This window comes from Actinomadura sp. 6N118 (assembly GCF_044326415.1).
Classification (GTDB): Bacteria; Actinomycetota; Actinomycetes; order Streptosporangiales; family Streptosporangiaceae; genus Spirillospora.
In genome coordinates, this window is record NZ_JBIRAZ010000018.1 from 32,232 (window position 1) to 48,445 (window position 16,214).

General features: G+C 67.9%; 20 protein-coding genes and 1 pseudogene. 11 read left to right on the plus strand and 10 right to left on the minus strand.

The annotated features are described in order from the left end of the window. Positions 1–16 precede the first annotated feature (16 nt). Positions 17–1,093: a HesA/MoeB/ThiF family protein gene (locus ACH34W_RS37480; protein WP_395965923.1), complete on the plus strand. Its 1,077-nt coding sequence runs from the start codon at positions 17–19 to the stop codon at positions 1,091–1,093. A 27-nt stretch (positions 1,094–1,120) separates the two neighbouring features. Here the strand turns inward: ACH34W_RS37480 and ACH34W_RS37485 are convergent, their stop codons facing one another. After that, positions 1,121–1,588 (minus strand): Lrp/AsnC family transcriptional regulator, encoded by a 468-nt coding sequence (locus tag ACH34W_RS37485; protein ID WP_395965924.1) that lies wholly within the window; start codon positions 1,586–1,588, stop codon positions 1,121–1,123. Positions 1,589–1,697: 109 nt separating this feature from the next. Here ACH34W_RS37485 and ACH34W_RS37490 point away from each other — a divergent pair, with 109 nt between their 5' ends. Then, positions 1,698–2,963, plus strand: a complete 1,266-nt coding sequence (locus ACH34W_RS37490; protein WP_395965925.1) for an APC family permease — start codon at positions 1,698–1,700, stop codon at positions 2,961–2,963. 75 nt (positions 2,964–3,038) lie between these two features. On the opposite strand, the gene ACH34W_RS37495 is transcribed toward ACH34W_RS37490, so the two are convergent. Next, positions 3,039–4,445, minus strand: coding sequence for a dihydrolipoyl dehydrogenase family protein (locus ACH34W_RS37495; RefSeq protein WP_395965926.1), 1,407 nt, complete (start codon positions 4,443–4,445; stop codon positions 3,039–3,041). Between the two features lie 94 nt (positions 4,446–4,539). On the opposite strand from ACH34W_RS37495, the gene cutA reads away from it, so the two are divergent. The 7 genes from cutA (at position 4,540) to ACH34W_RS37530 (ending at position 8,240) form a co-directional block, all read left to right on the plus strand. After that, a complete protein-coding gene (gene cutA, locus ACH34W_RS37500; protein ID WP_395965927.1) occupies positions 4,540–4,830 on the plus strand; it encodes a divalent-cation tolerance protein CutA in 291 nt (96 codons plus the stop codon). A gap of 242 nt (positions 4,831–5,072) precedes the next feature. After that, positions 5,073–5,357, plus strand: coding sequence for a hypothetical protein (locus tag ACH34W_RS37505; protein ID WP_395965928.1), 285 nt, complete (start codon positions 5,073–5,075; stop codon positions 5,355–5,357). 94 nt (positions 5,358–5,451) lie between these two features. Continuing rightward, a complete protein-coding gene (locus tag ACH34W_RS37510) occupies positions 5,452–5,691 on the plus strand; it encodes a hypothetical protein (protein ID WP_395965929.1) in 240 nt (79 codons plus the stop codon). Between the two features lie 8 nt (positions 5,692–5,699). Beyond that, entirely contained in the window at positions 5,700–6,992 is a 1,293-nt protein-coding gene (locus ACH34W_RS37515) for a hypothetical protein (protein ID WP_395965930.1), read from the plus strand. A 95-nt stretch (positions 6,993–7,087) separates the two neighbouring features. After that, positions 7,088–7,522 carry an SRPBCC domain-containing protein gene (locus ACH34W_RS37520; RefSeq protein ID WP_395965931.1) on the plus strand — a complete coding sequence of 145 codons (435 nt, stop codon included), beginning with the start codon at positions 7,088–7,090 and terminating at the stop codon, positions 7,520–7,522. Beyond that, on the plus strand, positions 7,509–7,850 hold the full coding sequence (locus ACH34W_RS37525) for an ArsR/SmtB family transcription factor (protein ID WP_395965932.1): 342 nt from the start codon (positions 7,509–7,511) through the stop codon (positions 7,848–7,850). Before ACH34W_RS37520 ends, ACH34W_RS37525 begins: the two co-directional genes overlap by 14 nt. A gap of 6 nt (positions 7,851–7,856) precedes the next feature. Beyond that, positions 7,857–8,240 (plus strand): VOC family protein, encoded by a 384-nt coding sequence (locus ACH34W_RS37530; protein ID WP_395965933.1) that lies wholly within the window; start codon positions 7,857–7,859, stop codon positions 8,238–8,240. Positions 8,241–8,606: 366 nt separating this feature from the next. Here ACH34W_RS37530 and ACH34W_RS37535 read toward each other — a convergent pair whose 3' ends face one another. Continuing rightward, the gene (locus ACH34W_RS37535; protein ID WP_395965934.1) at positions 8,607–9,074 is read right to left on the minus strand and encodes an SPW repeat protein; all 468 of its coding nucleotides are present in this window, start codon (positions 9,072–9,074) and stop codon (positions 8,607–8,609) included. Between the two features lie 317 nt (positions 9,075–9,391). Between ACH34W_RS37535 and ACH34W_RS37540 the strand changes: the two genes are divergently transcribed. Then, positions 9,392–9,637, plus strand: coding sequence for a nickel-binding protein (locus ACH34W_RS37540; protein WP_395965935.1), 246 nt, complete (start codon positions 9,392–9,394; stop codon positions 9,635–9,637). A gap of 91 nt (positions 9,638–9,728) precedes the next feature. On the opposite strand, the gene ACH34W_RS37545 is transcribed toward ACH34W_RS37540, so the two are convergent. The 5 genes from ACH34W_RS37545 to ACH34W_RS37565 form a co-directional block, all read right to left on the minus strand. Then, entirely contained in the window at positions 9,729–9,866 is a 138-nt protein-coding gene (locus tag ACH34W_RS37545; protein WP_395965936.1) for a LysR family transcriptional regulator, read from the minus strand. A gap of 133 nt (positions 9,867–9,999) precedes the next feature. Next, on the minus strand, positions 10,000–10,701 hold the full coding sequence (locus ACH34W_RS37550; RefSeq protein WP_395965937.1) for a hypothetical protein: 702 nt from the start codon (positions 10,699–10,701) through the stop codon (positions 10,000–10,002). 34 nt (positions 10,702–10,735) lie between these two features. Next, positions 10,736–11,248, minus strand: a complete 513-nt coding sequence (locus tag ACH34W_RS37555; RefSeq protein WP_395965938.1) for a SigE family RNA polymerase sigma factor — start codon at positions 11,246–11,248, stop codon at positions 10,736–10,738. A gap of 328 nt (positions 11,249–11,576) precedes the next feature. Further along, entirely contained in the window at positions 11,577–12,227 is a 651-nt protein-coding gene (locus tag ACH34W_RS37560) for a DUF932 domain-containing protein (protein WP_395965939.1), read from the minus strand. A gap of 481 nt (positions 12,228–12,708) precedes the next feature. Further along, positions 12,709–13,020 carry a hypothetical protein gene (locus ACH34W_RS37565; RefSeq protein WP_395965940.1) on the minus strand — a complete coding sequence of 104 codons (312 nt, stop codon included), beginning with the start codon at positions 13,018–13,020 and terminating at the stop codon, positions 12,709–12,711. A 460-nt stretch (positions 13,021–13,480) separates the two neighbouring features. On the opposite strand from ACH34W_RS37565, the gene ACH34W_RS37570 reads away from it, so the two are divergent. Then, entirely contained in the window at positions 13,481–14,461 is a 981-nt protein-coding gene (locus tag ACH34W_RS37570) for a helix-turn-helix domain-containing protein (RefSeq protein WP_395965941.1), read from the plus strand. A gap of 80 nt (positions 14,462–14,541) precedes the next feature. Here the strand turns inward: ACH34W_RS37570 and ACH34W_RS37575 are convergent, their stop codons facing one another. Continuing rightward, positions 14,542–14,751, minus strand: coding sequence for a hypothetical protein (locus tag ACH34W_RS37575; protein ID WP_395965942.1), 210 nt, complete (start codon positions 14,749–14,751; stop codon positions 14,542–14,544). 435 nt (positions 14,752–15,186) lie between these two features. After that, positions 15,187–15,516: pseudogene (locus tag ACH34W_RS37580) on the minus strand (transposase); the annotation flags it as partial. Positions 15,517–16,214 lie beyond the last annotated feature (698 nt).

Below are 16,214 nucleotides of genomic sequence, written 5' to 3' on the forward strand. Positions count from 1 at the left end.
CGTCATGGGAGGCCGTGTGCCCGTCGCGCTGAAGGAATGTGTCTGGGAGCCGCTCGGCGATGAGCTGGTGGTCGTCGCCGATCCCCGGGAGTCCATCACGCTCGCCGATCCGGACGGCCACATCGCCGCGCTGCTGACCGAGCTACGCCACGCGCCGCGTACCGCACGGGAGCTCGCAGGAGCCCTCGCGGAACGCGGGATCACTCTGACCGAGCAGGATGTCCAGGAAGGGCTCGACGGTCTGGCCTCCCTCGGTCTGCTGGAGGACGCCGGTCAGGCCACGCTGGGCGATCCCGCGCTCGACGAGAGGCACTCGTCCAACCTGTCGTTCTTCGGCTCGTTCGCCGACCTCGAACGATCGCGTGCGGAGTACGTGCGGCGGCTCCGGGAGTCGCACGTCCTCGTGCTGGGCGTCGGCGGCGGGGGCTCCCAGATAGTGCCGTGCCTGGCGGGGCTCGGCGTGGGGGCGATGACCCTGGTGGACCATGACGTCGTCCAGTCGCGCAACTTCAGTCGCCAATTTCTTTACCGGCACGCGGACCTCGGCCGGTCGAAGGTGGAGCGGGCGGCCGAGTGGGTGCGTGAGTACGACCCGGACATCGAGGTGCGCACGGTCGACCGCTGGATCGCGGGCGTCGAGGACCTCCGCGACCTGACCGCGGGGATCGACGTGATGGCCGGCGGCCTGGACGGGGAGCGGGGTTCGCACCTCTGGCTGAACGCGACGGCGGTGAAGGCCGGAATCCCGCTCGTGACTGGCGGCATGATGCGCACCCAGCTGATCTACTGCTCGGTCGATCCGGGCAAGAGCGCGTGCCTGCGATGCCATGAGCGGGCGCTGCCCGGCGTGGGGGAGCGGACGACGGCCGGCGTCGCCCAGCGGCTCGTCCGGGAAAGACCGTTCACCAACGCGCTCATCGGGCCGCTGACCATGCAGTTCGGCTCGCTCGTGGCGTACGAGGCGCTGCGCTATCTGACGGGTTTCGAACCGCCGCGCGCAGCCGGGGCGTACGTCGTGCTCGATCTGCACACCGGGCTCGTCCCCGAATGGCAGCCGATCGAGCGGGATCCGGCCTGCCCGGTGTGCTCCTGACCACCCGCCAGAACGAGCCGGCCGGGATCAATCGGACGGATCGTCGAGGCGGCTGAGCACGGGATTGCTGACCTGCTGGAAGATCACCGAGGTGCGGAAACCGGCGATCTCCTTGCGCTTGCTGAGCCGGTCGAGCAGGAACGAGTGCAGGTGATCGAGATCCCGCACCCCCACGTGCAGCAGGAAGTCGTCGCCGCCCGCGACGACGAAGACGCTGATCACCTCCGGCAGGCCCGAGGCGAACTCCTTGAACGTGTTGATGACCGAGCGGTTGAGCGGCCGTACCTGGATCGAGACCAGGGCCTGCACGCCGCGGTTGAGCGCGGCGAGGTCGATGTCGGCGTGGTAGCCGCGGATCACGCCGCGCCGGGTGAGTGAGCGGACTCGCTCCAGGCAGGTGGACGGCGCGATCCCGAGGCGTCTGGCCAGTTCCCGGTTGGACTGCCGAGCATCCGTTTGGAGAAGCCGCACGATCTCCGTATCAAGTTCGTCCATGACCGGATTATGCCCACTACTTCTGGTCAAACGTTCATATGGAGGCTGCCGTCACCGCCCAAATGGCTACGTTCTGCGCATTGTGCTGAGCGTATGCAAGGAGGCGGTAGTGGCGGTCACGGCGAAGTCGAGCCCGCGGACGGCGCAGACCAGGACCGGCATCGGCCTGGGGGAAGGCACGGCCCTCCTGGTGGGCTCCGTGCTGGGGCCGGGCGTGCTTGCGCTGCCTCATCTCGCGTCGGCGGCTGCCGGGCCGGCATCGGTGCTGGCCTGGGCGGCGTTGCTGGCGCTGAGCGTGCCGGTGGCGGCGACGTTCGCGGTGCTGGGCACACGCTTCCCCGATGGCGGCGGGGCGGCGACCTTCGTGGCACGGGCCTTCGGGGCCCGTGCTGGAGCCATGGCCGGGTGGTGGTTCTTCGCCGCGGTGCCCGTCGGCACGCTGGCCGGGGGACTGATCGGCGGTGAGTACGTGGCCGCCTCCATCGGCGGGGGCCGGGCGACGACGGTGGTGGTCGCGTGCGGCCTGCTGCTCGTCGCGTTCGCCGCAAATCACGCGGGCTTGCGGATGTCGGGGCGGTTGCAACTCGTACTGGTCGTCGCGCTGGCGGCCTTGCTGGTGACGGCGATCCTCGTCGCCGGGCCGCGTACGGACCCGGCCAACTTCTCGCCCTTCGCCCCGCACGGCGGGATGGGCGTCGTGCACGCCGCCGGGGTGCTGTTCTTCGCGTTCGCCGGTTGGGAGGCGGTGAGCCACCTGTCGGCGGACTTCAAGGAGGGGCGGCTCCTGCCACGCGCCACCGCCCTCACCTTGCTCATCGTCGGTGTGCTCTACCTCGGCCTGGTCGTGACCGTGACCGGCGTCCTCGGCGACCGCGCGGCCACCTCGGCGGTCCCGCTGGCTCTGCTCCTCGAAGAGGGCTTCGGCGAGGTGGCCCGTCCGATCACCGCCGTCGTGGCGCTCGCGCTGAGCTTCATCGCCATCAACACCTACATCGCCGGCGGCGCCCGGCTCGGCGCCGCGCTTGCCCGGGACCGGGCGCTGCCCGGGTGGTTCTCCCGAGGCGCCGAGCCCGGCCAAGTGCCGCGCCGCAGCCTGGCGCTGATGGCAGTCGTGACCGGGATCCTGGCGGTTCCTGTCGTCGGGAGCGGGCTCGACCTGGACGCGCTGATGAGGGCCACCGCAGCCTGCCTCGCGGCGGTCACTGTGCTGGCCATGGCCGCCGCCGTAAGGCTGCTCACCGGCCGCGCCCGTGCGATCGCCCTCGCCGCCACGACGTTCACGGCAATAGTTGTGGTGTCGTGCGGCACCTTCCTGCTGCTCCCCGCCCTCCTCGCCATCGTCGGCCTCAAACCAGCGCCACGTACGGCGCGCTGATGGGCGATGGCGAACGGAGATCAGGGCGCGGTGCATCGCCTATGCCATCGGCATGATCCTCATCGCCTGAGCGGGTCAGAGGCCGTATTCCTCCAGCAGGCGCAGCCAGATCTCGCTGACCGTGGGGAACGACGGGACCGCGTGCCACAGCTTGTCCAGCGGGATCTCGGCGGTGACGGCGATGGTGGCCGCGTGGACGAGCTCGGCGACGCCCGGCCCTGCGAAGGTCACGCCCAGCAGGACCTTGCGCCGTTCGTCCACGACGGCCTTGGCCCGGCCCTTGTAGCCGTCGCCCAGGAGGTAGGCGCCGCTGACGTTGGCCATGTCGTACTCGACGACCCGTACGTCGAAGCCCTCGTTCCGGGCGGCGGCCTCGGTGCGGCCGACCGCCGAGACCTGCGGGTCGGTGAACACCACCTGCGGTGCGCCGTAGGCGTCGGCCGTGTCACGCAAGGCGGGCCGGTCCTCGGATTCGCCCTTGGCGCGGGCCGCGATGACGTCGCCGCAGACACGAGCCTGGTATTTGCCCATGTGGGTGAGCAGATTACGGCCGTTGAGGTCGCCGACCGCGTACAGCCACTCGCTGCCGGGGACGCGCAGGCTGTCGTCCACCTCGACCGGCCCCTTGCCGCCGAGGCCGACCACGTCGAGCCCGAGGTCGTCGGTGGCAGGTCGGCGGCCGGTGGCCACCAGCAGCTCGTCGGCCTCGACCGTCGACCCGTCCGACAGGTGTACGGTCACCGTGCCGTCCGGAGCGCGCTCCACCCGCTGCGCCTCGATGTTGAGCCGCACGTCGATCCCGCTCTTGCTGAGCGCGTCGGCCAGCAGCTCTCCCGCGAACGGCTCGACGCGCCCCAGCAGCTGCCCGCCCCGGACGAGGAGCGTCGTCTCGTTCGCGCCGAGCGAGTGCAGGGCTTGAGCCATCTCGCAGGCCACCACGCCGCCGCCCAGCACCGCCAGACGACCGGGCACCTTACGCACGGTCGTGGCGTCCCGGCTGAACCACGGCTTGGCCTCGGCCAGCCCCTCGATCGGCGGAACGACCGGCACGCTGCCCGTCGCCAGCACCACCGCGTGCCGGGCGCGTAGGACGGTGACCGTTCCGTCGGTCCCGGTGACCGTCACCTCGCGTTCGCCGGTCAGACGACCACGCCCGCGCACCAGCGTCGCGGGCAGCTTATTGATCCATTCGACCTGGCCGCTGTCGTTCAGATTGCTGATCGCCTCGTCCCGGCGGGCCAGGATGGCGGACGCGTCCACCGGGCCCAGCTCCAGCCCCGGGACCCGCGAGACCTCACCGATCAGGTCCATCGGCCTCAGCAGCGCCTTGCTCGGGATGCACGCGTAGTACGAGCACTCGCCCCCGGCCAGGTGTTCCTCGACCACCGCGCAGGTCAGCCCGGCGCGCACCACCCGGTCGACCACGTTCTCACCGGCGGGACCGGCACCAACGACGACAACGTCGATCTCTAGATCGGCCATGCGACCAAGGTATCCCCCCGTGCCTCCCTTGCACGTCCGGGCTGGCCGGCCGCAAAGCCACTCCCGGCAATCCAGGACTATCTACGCTTACCGGGTGAGTGATCATCTCCTGGTGTCCACGACGCTGCACAGCCGCGAAGCCGCGATCGAACTCCTGCGGTCGGCGGTCCGCGCGAAGCTGGCGGCGTCGGGGCAGGTCCTCGGCCCTGCGGTCTCGGTGTTCTGGCACAAGGGCGACCTGGGGGAGAGCGAGGAGTGGCACCTCGTTCTCAGGACCACGACAGCGCGCTATGAGGAGTTGGAAGCGCACCTGATCGAAGGCCATCCGTGGGAGAGCCCCGAGGTGACCTACATGAGGATCGACGGCGGATCATCGGCCGGCTGACGCTCGGCGATCGGTGAAAGCCGACCGGCACACGACTGTACCCAGCGAGAAACCCCCGGCCGGATAGCCGCTGGTCATGGACCTGGTTTGGCTGGTGTGAGACGTGGGGCCAGAGGGCTTGGCTTTACCCAATCTCTTGTCGCTCTTGGTAGTTACTGCTATACGTAGAGTCACTGACTCCGATCCGGAGGCAGTCGGGTGACCCGTAGGGGGCCCGGGCTTGGCGATGGGGAAAGGGAATCATGAAGTCCTTCAGCTACGCAGAGCTCGACCTGCTGGCCGGCGAGGTCCTGCCGGAACGCGCCGTCCTGTCCACGCTGCTCCTCGCGGCGGACGGCGACTCCTACAACAACAACAACGCCGGCCACCACGGCGGCGGCGCGACCGGCTCCACCGTGGTGTCCAACGCCTGCCAGAGCAACCTCACCTACCCCCACAGCGGGCTCCTGCAGCTCGTCGGCCTGAACACCAATTCCCAAACCGCGGCGTTCACCTGCGCACCGGGCACCGCCGTCTCGGGCCACTGATCGCCTAGCGGCGAGCCCAGGCTCGCAGCGGCATGGAGAAGGGCTGGCATATACGCCAGCCCTTCGCCCCGTTTACATGAATCGGAGGAACGAGATGGCCGTTCGAGACATGGACGACGAGACGCTGGAGGCGCTTTCAGGCGAGGTGCTGCCCGAAAGAGTGCTGATGTCAGTCCTCATCCCCTCGCCCGTGCGGGGTCAACGAACCGAAGTGTTCTACGCCTGCCAGACGACGCACTACTACGGGACCCCGGGCCTGCTAGGGACCGGCCTCCTTGCCCAGGAGGCCAGAGACACCACGACCTGCATCCCCGCCGTGGTCCACACGTACTGAGGAGAGCCGTGAACGATCCCGAGCCGCTCACCCTCCCCACCTTGACTGAAGGGGCCGAGCTGGTAGGCGAGTTCAAAGGCTCCGGATACCGCCAGCCGCCGCAGCTCGTCCGACTGCCCAACCGCCAGCTCGTCCAGCTGCCGCCCCTGCTGTTCTCCGTCGCCAAGGCCCTGTACGACCACCGCCACCTGTCAGCAGACCCCCACGCCGCGCTGGCCAAAGTCGCCGATGCCGTGACCGCTGAGGCGAACGCCCGGGTCTCAACCGAGCAAGTGGTCTACCTCGTAGATCGCAAGCTGGCCCCGCTAGGCGTCACGACTTACACCGACGGCAGTTCCCCGTCCCTGGCCAGGGCCGATACCTTCCTGGCTCTGCGATTCCGCACGGCGGTCTTTCCCGAGAACGTCACCTGGTTCCTGAGTGGCCTCTTCGCCTGGTCGTTCAAGCCCGCCGTACTGCTCCCGTCGATCAGCATGGTCGCGGCTGCCGAGGTCTGGCTTGCCGCCACCCAGCCGATAGGGGAGGCCCTGAACAATGCCATTCGTACGCCGACAAGCATTCTGTTCGTCCTGGCCCTCGCCGTGCTTTCGTGCCTCTTCCACGAGATCGGCCACGCCAGCGCCTGCCGCTACAGCGGCGTCCGCCCGGGCGTGATGGGCTGCGGCATTTACGTGGTCTGGCCGGCCTTCTACACCGACATCACCGACTCGTACCGCCTAGGGCGCGGCGGACGCCTCCGCACCGACCTGGGCGGCGTCTACTTCAACGGCATCTTCCTCATCGCCCTCACCGGCGTGTACGCACTGACTGGATACGACCCGCTGCTGGTGGCCATAGTGGCCGTCAACCTGGAAATCATCCAGCAACTACTGCCCACACTCCGATTCGATGGTTACTACATCGTTTCTGACCTGGTCGGCATCCCCGACCTGTTCAAGTACATCCGTCCGATCCTGCACCGCACCCTCCTGCGCCGCCCCGCCGACGAACGGCTGAAGGCGCTCAAGCGGTGGCCGCAGGTGATCGTCACGTTGTGGGTGCTGACCGTCATCCCGGCACTGGCGTTCCAACTGGGCTTGATCGTGGTCAAGGTCCCCGACCTGGTTCTGGCCAACTGGCAACGCCTAGAGGGCCTGGTCCTGTCCGCCCAAGCCGGAGCCGGTCCGCTGGAGTTGGTCGCAGGCACCCTCCAGCTGATCCTCCTGATGCTCCCCCTCCTGGGCCTGGCCCTCCTCACCTACTGGATGCTGCGCTGGCTGACCAACAAAATCATCAAAATCCCCACCCCCCAGCAAGCATGACCACAAACGCGACGAGAGAGACGGCTTGCGGAACTGCATCGCAACCATTAGGTTGCCATTAGATGGCAACTCAGAGGTTGCGAAGGGGTGCGAGGGTGGTTTCGGACAGGATCGAACGTGAGAGGGTGCTGCGGCACCCCATTGAGCGGGTGTGGACCGCGCTGACCACCGCCGAAGGGCTCTCGCAATGGTTCGGCTCGGAGGCTGAGATAGATCTACGGCCCGGCGGGCGGGCGTACTTCCGCTGGGAGGACCTCGACGATGAATCCGTAGGCACGATCACGGTCGTCGACCCGCCGCATCGATTCGCGTTCAGGTGGGGAATCGAGGGCCTGCCGAAGACTGACGCACTCCAGACCCTTGTGGAGTTCACCCTGGAGCCCGTTCCAGAGGGGACCCGGCTGCGTCTGGTGGAGAGCGGGTTCGCCCAGGCCGCCGACGACATTGCCCGGTCCGCCCACAAGGCCAACAGCCAGGGATGGGACGCAGAACTCGGCGACCTGGCGGCTTACCTCGATGTTGTCGCCTGACCCAGAAGAGCAAGCCATCGCAGTATTCGCGGCACTCACCGATCCGACGCGACGGGCACTGCTGGACGAGCTGGCCAGAGCCGGGCCCGCGACCGTCACCGACCTGGCGCGGCGGCTGCCGATCAGCCGCCAAGCGGTGGCCAAGCACCTCGGCCAGCTCGCCGAGGCGGGCCTGGTCAGCACCGGCGAACCGGTGGGCCGCCGCCTTCCCTACCAGTTGGAGCCGGCCCCCATTCAGGCGGCTCAGGTGTGGCTGGCCGCGCTAGCCAACAGATGGGATGCCCGGCTGACCTCGCTGGAACGCGCACTGGACGCCGACATGGAATGAGGAGAGATGAACAAGCCAGAGTTCACCGCAGGCCTGAACATCGCCATGAAGATCCCCAAGGCGCAGTACGAGGCCACCGTGGCCTTCTACCGCGACACCCTGGGCTTCGAGATCAAGGAAGAGGAAGTCTCCTACGCCCCGACCGTCTCGAGGACTCACACCGTGCGGTTCGGTCCCAACACGCTGTGGCTCGACTGCGTTGACAACTACAGCCAGCCCGACCTGTGGCTGCAGCTCCACACCGATGACCTGGAAGCGGCAACGGCCAAACTGGCCGGCACCGGTATCCACCCGTGCGACGAGGTCGAACCGCTGAAGAACCTCGAGTTCAGAACCCACTGGATCAAGAACCCCGCCGGCGTCGTCCACCTGCTCGCAGAGACCGGCTGAGCAGCCGCAGACTCCTTCAACCCAGAGTCCTTCCGCGTCATTCGGCGCCCACTAGCAGAAGTGGCAGGGCGCCCCTGGTAGCTCCCGGGCAGATAGTGGCAGCCGCACTTGCGCCGGGGATAAACAGAAGCTGGCCACGGCCACCCGCCCGGAACGTTCAGAAGCGCCAGGCGGTGGGCTGCTACGGCCATGACGTCAGAGCCGCGGGGCAACCAGCAAGCTTGCCAACGGAGTTGGACGACAGCCCAGCTCAGTTGGTCGCGGCCTTACTACCCCACCAGGGAAAGGCCCCGTTCCCGGGCACGGGAACGGGGCCTTGGTGCCCGCCACCGCGGTCCACGGTGAGGGGCGGGTGACCCTGGGCGGCTACCTCCTGGATTCCGAACGCTGCCCCATGCGTGGCGCCATGCGCCAGCCGGCACGAGAGCCCGCCAGGCTCATGGTCGCCAGACCCAGAACGCAGATCAGCGCGCCGACGATGACATTGCTCCAGATCGTCCGCGTGGTGGACATGTCGCCGCTGATCACCCAAGGCGCGACGATCGTCCACACACCGAGGACGGGCGCGCACCATGCGATGCCGTACGTGCGGCCGAAGGCGAAGCTGAAGCCCAGACCGAGCCCCGCCACGCACAGGCCGGTGACCAGGTTGTTGAGCGTGATGCCGGCCAGGCCGTTGAACCCCACGATCCATGGCGAAAGCGCGAGGTAGATCCCGCTGAGCAGTGTCAGGCCGTCCATCAGCTGGGCGACCGGGCTCGCCGCGGCGATCTCGTACCGCGTGCGCATCTCGGCGATGTCGGGATGCCGCTCGATGTCTGCTGGGTGCGTCATTGATGCACACCACCTTCCGTGCCTGAGACGAGGGTGTCTTCCCTGGTCCCTGGCTCGCCTCCCACGCGGGGGAGCCTCCCGTACAGGAGGGCGAGTCCCTTCTTGTCTCACGGTAAACCCGTTCCGAGCAAGTCGGCCAGTGTCGGCCGGGCCGCCACGAACAGGGCCTGATCCAGGTGTACCCAGAACACGGTCCGAGCAGCGGGCAGCGACGCGTATTGCTGGTGTTTGTCCATGTCATGGCGTTTTGTTGGGCTACTCCAGAGGCAGGTGAGATGTACGTTGACCGGGAGTCGACCTCACGGGGGAGGGACACCATGTCGAAGTTCATGGACGTTCACCACGGAATGAAGGGCGTCACCGCCGATCAGCTGCGGCAGGGCAAGCGAGCCGCCGCGCCTTTCGAGGGCGAACTGGGAGTCCACTTCGAGCACACCTGGGCGGACCCGAAGGAGGGCGTCGTCTACTGCCTGACCGATGCGCCGTCCGCCGACGCGGTGAGGCGCTTCCACGAACACGCGGGCGCGCAGCCGGACGAGATCCACGTATCGATCAGCATGTGACGGTCTCACGGACCCCGACGAAGTTCATGGTCACGCGTCACGGAATGCAGCGCCGATCAACTTCGGGAGGCCCATGAGTCCGAACTGGCGATCAAGGCCGGCGCTCCAGAGCCCGGAGGCGTTTGCTGACGACCGGCAGCGACCATTCCAGCTCGCGGGCGGCTGCCGTGAGCGTCTCGCTGGAGGCGACCACATGGAAGAAGTGGAGGTCGTCCATCAAGGTACTCATCGCGTCGCACCGCGGCAGCGGCGGAGGCGCTTTCCACGACCGAAGGAATAGGTTGCTCCCGCGTTCTCGTCATAGCGTTACCCCATACCGGGCGATGGCATCGGACGTGAGGCCCTCCCGGAAGGGGGCGATGTCAGCCGCCCGTGGTCTGCGCGTCGCTGGTGACGGTGATGCCACGCGCGAAACGCACGATCTGGTCGTCGGTCAGACCGAGCGACGCCGGCACCTGGACGAGCACCTTGTGCCCCGCGCCATCCGGGAAGATCAGCCACTTGGACCGGGTCTTGGCGTTCCCTCCGTCGGCGAACCCGAGCCGGCCCTGCTCGCCGTTGACGTCGACCTTCGTCACCGGTGAGTGGCTGGGGAGGCGCGACATGCCCTGGAGCATGACCGCGATGCGGCCTTCGAGGCTGACGGCTTTTCCACCGTCCGGATTCTGCTTCGACGGGGAGGTGTCCGTGCCGGGCGGCGCGACGACGAACGCGCTCCTGTCCGAGGAGACCACGTGCCAGCCCTCTGGGACGGTACGGACTTTGAAGCCGACCGGCTGGGCGCCGGTGTAGGCGACGAGCTGGACCCGTGACGCCTGCGGCGCCGCGCTGGAGCCCCTCGCGGCCGGGGCGGAGGAGTCACCGGGCCGGGTGAGCTGACCGGTACCCACCGCCACGGAGGCCGCGACGGCCAGGACCGCACTCGAACACGCGATCCGGCGCCGGCGCCGACGGCTGAGGGCGCGATGCCCGCGAGCGACGTCAGCGGCGACGACGTCCGCTCCGGCCGGTCCGGGTGTGACGTCGTGCGGCAGTGTCCTCAGGACGTCGATCAGGTCTGGCATTTTCACTGCTCCTTCGTGTAGAGGTCGGGGTCGATCAGCCGGCGTTGCGCGCGTGTTCGGGGAAGACGGCACGCAGCCGCTCCAGGCCGCGTGCGCTCTGGCTTCGGACATTGCCCTCGCTGCAGCCCATGGCGTCGGCGGTCTCGGCGACGCTGAGCCCCTCGACGTACCGCAGAACGACCGCGGCACGCATGCCGGCGGGCAGGGTGGACAGCAACGCCGTGATCGTCGTCTTGTCGTCGTACTGGGCTTCGACAGCGGCGAGATCGGGCAGCTTCGCCCGTACGTGCTCGCGGCGGCGGAACAAACTGCGGCGCTCGTCCGTCGCCGCGTTCACGACGCAGCGCCGCGCGTAGGCGTCCACGGTGTCCGGCCGCACCCGCGGCCACGCCAGATACAGACGGGTCAGCGCCGTCTGCACCACGTCCTCGGCCCGGGCCCTGTCCCCCGACGCCAACAACGCCGCCACACGCACCAGCGCTGGGCGCCGAGCCCTCACGAACTCAGTGAACTCGCGATCTCGATCCGCAGACCATCTCACAGGCATCCCGCCTCTCGTCGTCGACACTCGCCGCGTGGACACCTCTCATACGGAATCGCCGACGTTCCCGTTGCATGCTGCGCGAGGAGTTTCGCAGCGCTTCGCGAACGGAGGGCGTCGCCGCACAGTCGAGGAAGCCGGACGACGGCCAGCCCCGATGCCCCGGACCTGGCCGACTGCTGGGCCAGACGGCGACGACGGGTGAAACCCGCACTGGATGACTACACACTGAGTCTGCTCACCAGGCAGAACGCACAGTGCCCGCCCTGCCGGGATCCACTGCTGTTCGCCGAGCAGCCGCCGCAATCCCCCTCCAGCGGGAACGGTGGTGGCTTCAGGTCACCCGCTGAGCGGTTCGCCTCCCGGTATCTCGCTCTGCACGGTAGACCCAACGAGCCGGACTGCGACCGAACGCGCCTGGTCCACACCTCGTCCATGCGCGGACGCCAAGCCCGCCAGCGCACGAGGCCAGCGACTCAACCCAAACCGCCCTAGCGACTTGCTTGCGCCGGATGCCAGGACAAGCCGATGCCAGGACAACTCGCACGTTGCGCCAGAGTGAGACCCGGATGTCGTGCGCTTGCGGCCCTCTTCTTCGGGGAGCGGCGCGTGCGCGTCCAGGAAGCCGTCCACCCACTGTCGTTGACCGGCGTGTGGCACAGCACGGCGACCTCGGCGGCGAAGTCGTCGGCCACCTCGTAGATGGTGTTGAGCGCCTGGCGGGCTTCACCGATGTGCAGCTTAGAGTTCCGCGAGTGCTTGACTTGATCTGCTGGCCGGCCTCGGCGAGCCCGGCGGCCATGGTGTTGTCGCACACCACGTTGGTGACCGCCCGCTTGAAGGCGGTGGCCGGCGACCCATCGAAGCTGGTGGCACCGAGCAGGTGCGGCCGGAACTGCACCCCTTCAGGGGGCTTGATGGTGCCGGGAACCTTGACCGACACCGAGGCGACCGCACCCTCGCGCAGCAGACGGCCAACGGCCACGTCGACCTGGTCGGCGGCCGGAACGACCGACAGGGTGATCGGATCATCCTGAACCGGCTGAACGAGCAGTTCCCTCTGGACACTCTCATTCAGACTCTCGCCGAGCTGCTGCGGTCCGGGCGGATGAACACCGCAGCCGCGAGAGGTTCACCCTCCACCAATCCGACACCCTTACCGCGGTGGCGACACCTGTGCGTCGGCGGGTTATTGCTACCTGGCCGCCTGGACCACCCGCCCCCGGCACCTCCGCCACGTCGCCCAGGGCTGCTGACGGGCCCTCTGTGACACAGGGTTATAAGAAGCCGCTGAAGGGTGCCGCGCCCGTCCTTGCCTCCAGGCCGCGGCCACGGCTCCTCTGACGGGGGTGGCGGGAGCCCGTACGCCGACGCGATCGACCGGATGCGCGGGGGCTCCCGCACCCGCCATCTGGCGCTGGTGTCACCAGGGATCAGCGAGGGCGGTCATGCTGACGCCCGGCTCGTCACGCGTTGTTGATGAAGTGCTGGGAGACGCGGTATCCGTTCGGGCAGACGATCATGCTGTAGGTCGTGAATGCTTTGCTGTAGAGGTTCATATCCTCTCCCCATTTGCAGAGGACGACGTGGATGTGGCTGCCGGGCTGGCACTTGGCCTCGGACGACCGGTTGCCGTCAAGGCTGCGGAGTGTGCACCCCGGAGGCACGGCCAGGGATGCGGCCTCGGCTTGTGCTGCGGGGGCAAAGCCCGCGAGGCCTGCGACGGCTACGGCAGCGAGGAGCGTCGTGCTGGACTTGAGCCAGAGTTTGGATGCCATGGTCTTCCCTTCTCATTGAGCGGTAGCCCGCCCCGGTCCGAGAATGCGCTGGTCGTGCTTCAGATCGGTGTCAGAGCGGCTTCTTGGCAACTCGGCGTGTGCGTAAGACACGTGCCTACAGGCGGCACACGCTTCGGTTGGTCAGGCCGAACGCGAGCACGGTCAGCCCACCGGTGACGGCGAGAGCCCTTTCAGCAGTGCGGTGCGCATGTACCCGTCCAGAGCACGTGTTCGTTCCCTGCACCAAAGGATGCGGGCCGTGGTCGTGTCTGTCGTTACGTGTCAGCGCACATGTCTTTAGTCTGTTCGCACTGTTGCCCGCTGCCAGGGTCGGCTGAGCAGCACTGATGAATCCAACGACGTTGATCCTGCCCCGGGATACGACGCCGGCGTTGTGTTCGCGACCTTGTTCGGGCGATGCTGATCCGACCCCGCAGCGACAACACCGAGGGGTTTGGTCATGGACGTGGTCAGCACCGCCGAGGTCCCGGCGGGAGAACGGTTCGCCTTCTGGCGCGAGGTGAACTCCAAGCTGTGGGTGCCCTACGAGTTGCGCTGCGAACCGCGGTTGCAGCACGGATTTCAGGCTGAGGTCGGTGTCAGTGAGTTCGGCCCCGTGCAGGCGACGTTGATGACCACGATGCCGCACTTGGTGCACCGCACGCCTAAGCTGATTCGCCAGACCGATCCTGAGGTGTTCAAGCTGGGCTGCATCGTGCGCGGTCACGGCATGGTGGCGCAGGCCGACCGGCGCGCGGATCTCGAAGTTGGGGATCTGGTTCTGTTTGACACCTCGCGTCCCTACCAGGGTGGGTTCGCGCCTGATGTTGCGGCGGGCCGGCTGCTGCTCCTGCGGTTTCCACGGTCGTTACTGCCGTTGCCTGCCCGGGAGTTACGGCGTCTGAGCGCGGTTCGCATCCCGGGCGCTCATGGCATCGGTGCGCTGTCATCGAAATTCATGCTGCAGCTCGCCCGGCACATGCACGAGCTCAGCCCGGCCGACACCGCCCGGCTGTCCACCCTGACCATCGACCTGCTGACCACGGCGCTCGCCAACGCACTGGAGGTCCAGGGCGCGGTGCCGTCCCACACCAGGCGGCGAGCGCTGCTGGCCCAGATCCACGCCTTCATCCGGGCAAACCTGGGTGACCCGAATCTGACCTCGGAGGCGATCGCCGCGGCGCTCCACATCTCCCGCAGCTACCTGGACAAGCTGTTCCAGGCCGAAGGGCACACCACCGCTGGCTGGATCCGCCAGCGCCGCCTGGAGCAGTGCCGACGCGACCTGACCGACCCCCTGCTGGCCGCCCGCCCGATCAACGCGATCGCGGCCCGCTGGGGGTTCACCAGCCCCGCCCACTTCAGCCAGGCGTTCCGCAGCACCTACGGCCTCTCCCCACGCCAGTACCGCCAGCAATGCGCGACAGTACCGACAGACTGAAGACGTGTGCGCTCTCCTGTTAATGAGGGACGTTGAGGAGATCCGACTGTACGGGTGCGAGCGCGCGGGTGGTCAGAAGTTCAGGCAGCGCCGATGGGCCGGGCGACCATGGCCAGGTCAGGCCGAGGGCGCCGCTGGTCCAGCTCACCAGCGGTCCGCGCCGTAAGCCGAAGCGCCCGGTCGTCGGCGGCCATGTTCGAGTAGAGCCATGTCCCCGTCGGCGTAGTGATGTTGTCGTCCACTTCCAGGACGATGCGCACGCCGTACTGGGCGACGGACTGAGCACGCAACCGGAATCTGCCACAAGTCGGGTACGGGCCTTAGTAGGTGAGCAGCGCTAAACCGCGCACCACGTGGTGACTTTGAGTGGTGTTTGCAGCACGTGAATGCGGCGGCGAGGCCAAGAGAGGCCAGGTAGTTGGGGGGCGAGCGTTCGTCCGGGTGCGAGGCGGCGGGACCCGGTCAGCTGGCTGGATGGGTGCGTTCGATCACCCGAGAGTTCCCGAGCCGGTGACTGACTCGATGCCAATCCGGGCGATGCCGGGCCGGGCCGTGGCCTGGAACCGGCTCGATCCTGGTCAGCGGGTGCGCACCTCCACGGCCACCTACCAGGAGTGGTACGGGACGGTGAACAGCCGGGGCCGCACCACCTCGTTCGGCATCGTCGAACGGTTTGGGTATCGCGACGGCCGACTGGCCGACTGGACGCTGATGTTGCCCCGGTTTCACGGACTCGTGGGTGAGGAGATCGGGTTCGGCGGGTGGGTGGTGGTTTCGAACTCTAGTGGGGTCATGTAGTCCAGGGCTGAGTGGCGTCGTCGGCGGTTGTAGAACCCTTCGATGTATTCGAAGATCGCGTTGGCGAGCTCGACGCGGGTTCGCCAACGCTGCCGGTCCAGGAGCTCGGTCTGCATGCGTGCCCAGAACGACTCGGCCACGGCGTTGTCGTAGGGATCGCCGACGTTGCCCAGGGAGGGCGGCAGTCCGGCCCGCCGTGCGCGTTCGGTGAAGGCCCACGAGGTGAACTGGGTGCCGTGATCGGCGTGGATGATCCCGTCAGAGACCAGGCCGGCGGAAGCTCAGAGCCCCAGGTGAGCCTTCACGGGAAGCGCATAGGGATCATGCTCTGGAACTCATACGTCCCTCGGAGGAACCCCAGCCCGTCGGAGCGGCTGACGGCGCCCAGTCACCGCAGGGCGCCTCGCGCCCGTATGGTGGGAGGGATGCCGATCTGCAACGGCGTGCGTGGCGGTGGGCGATGGCGAACCGCACGCCGGAGGGAGGCCTGCCGCCAGGGAAGATGATCGGCAGCGAGTTCGACCGTAGCGAGCGTTGGGGGCGGCTGGTCAAGCAGGCCGGTCTGGCGGGACGGCTCGATGCAATTGCCTCTTGAGGCCGTCCAAGAGGCAAGGCTTTCGAGTCGGCTCCGCACGGACAGCCATCCGTCAAACTTCGGGCTGACGCGGCATGGGGTTTGTGTCCGAGGACGGAGTTGAACCTTCCTCCCTCCTTGTCTTTCCGCTTAGACACCCTCCGACTGCTGACCTGTCGCTCTTAACGGTGCCCCGGCCATAGCGATGCCCTGGCGGCATCCGGTGGCTGGGGCACCGTCATGATCGGTCGCGGGCCTGGAGCGTGGGGTGACACCGTGGGAAGGCGAGGCCGCGGAGTCGTCAAACCACAGATCGGGCCAGGCGGGTTCGGGCAGGGTGGCACTCCCTGATCCGCGCGTCTCGGCGCGACGACGGAGGGG

What these genes read in the sequence shown, in the direction of transcription:
- ACH34W_RS37485 (WP_395965924.1), bottom strand. Translation starts at nt 1,588, where the DNA reads ATGGACGAACTTGATACGGAGATCGTGCGGCTTCTCCAAACGGATGCT.
- ACH34W_RS37495 (WP_395965926.1), bottom strand. Translation starts at nt 4,445, where the DNA reads ATGGCCGATCTAGAGATCGACGTTGTCGTCGTTGGTGCCGGTCCCGCC.
- ACH34W_RS37505 (WP_395965928.1), top strand. Translation starts at nt 5,073, where the DNA reads ATGAAGTCCTTCAGCTACGCAGAGCTCGACCTGCTGGCCGGCGAGGTC.
- ACH34W_RS37510 (WP_395965929.1), top strand. Translation starts at nt 5,452, where the DNA reads ATGGCCGTTCGAGACATGGACGACGAGACGCTGGAGGCGCTTTCAGGC.
- ACH34W_RS37525 (WP_395965932.1), top strand. Translation starts at nt 7,509, where the DNA reads ATGTTGTCGCCTGACCCAGAAGAGCAAGCCATCGCAGTATTCGCGGCA.
- ACH34W_RS37530 (WP_395965933.1), top strand. Translation starts at nt 7,857, where the DNA reads ATGAACAAGCCAGAGTTCACCGCAGGCCTGAACATCGCCATGAAGATC.
- ACH34W_RS37535 (WP_395965934.1), bottom strand. Translation starts at nt 9,074, where the DNA reads ATGACGCACCCAGCAGACATCGAGCGGCATCCCGACATCGCCGAGATG.
- ACH34W_RS37540 (WP_395965935.1), top strand. Translation starts at nt 9,392, where the DNA reads ATGTCGAAGTTCATGGACGTTCACCACGGAATGAAGGGCGTCACCGCC.
- ACH34W_RS37545 (WP_395965936.1), bottom strand. Translation starts at nt 9,866, where the DNA reads ATGAGTACCTTGATGGACGACCTCCACTTCTTCCATGTGGTCGCCTCC.
- ACH34W_RS37550 (WP_395965937.1), bottom strand. Translation starts at nt 10,701, where the DNA reads ATGCCAGACCTGATCGACGTCCTGAGGACACTGCCGCACGACGTCACA.
- ACH34W_RS37555 (WP_395965938.1), bottom strand. Translation starts at nt 11,248, where the DNA reads ATGCCTGTGAGATGGTCTGCGGATCGAGATCGCGAGTTCACTGAGTTC.
- ACH34W_RS37565 (WP_395965940.1), bottom strand. Translation starts at nt 13,020, where the DNA reads ATGGCATCCAAACTCTGGCTCAAGTCCAGCACGACGCTCCTCGCTGCC.
- ACH34W_RS37570 (WP_395965941.1), top strand. Translation starts at nt 13,481, where the DNA reads ATGGACGTGGTCAGCACCGCCGAGGTCCCGGCGGGAGAACGGTTCGCC.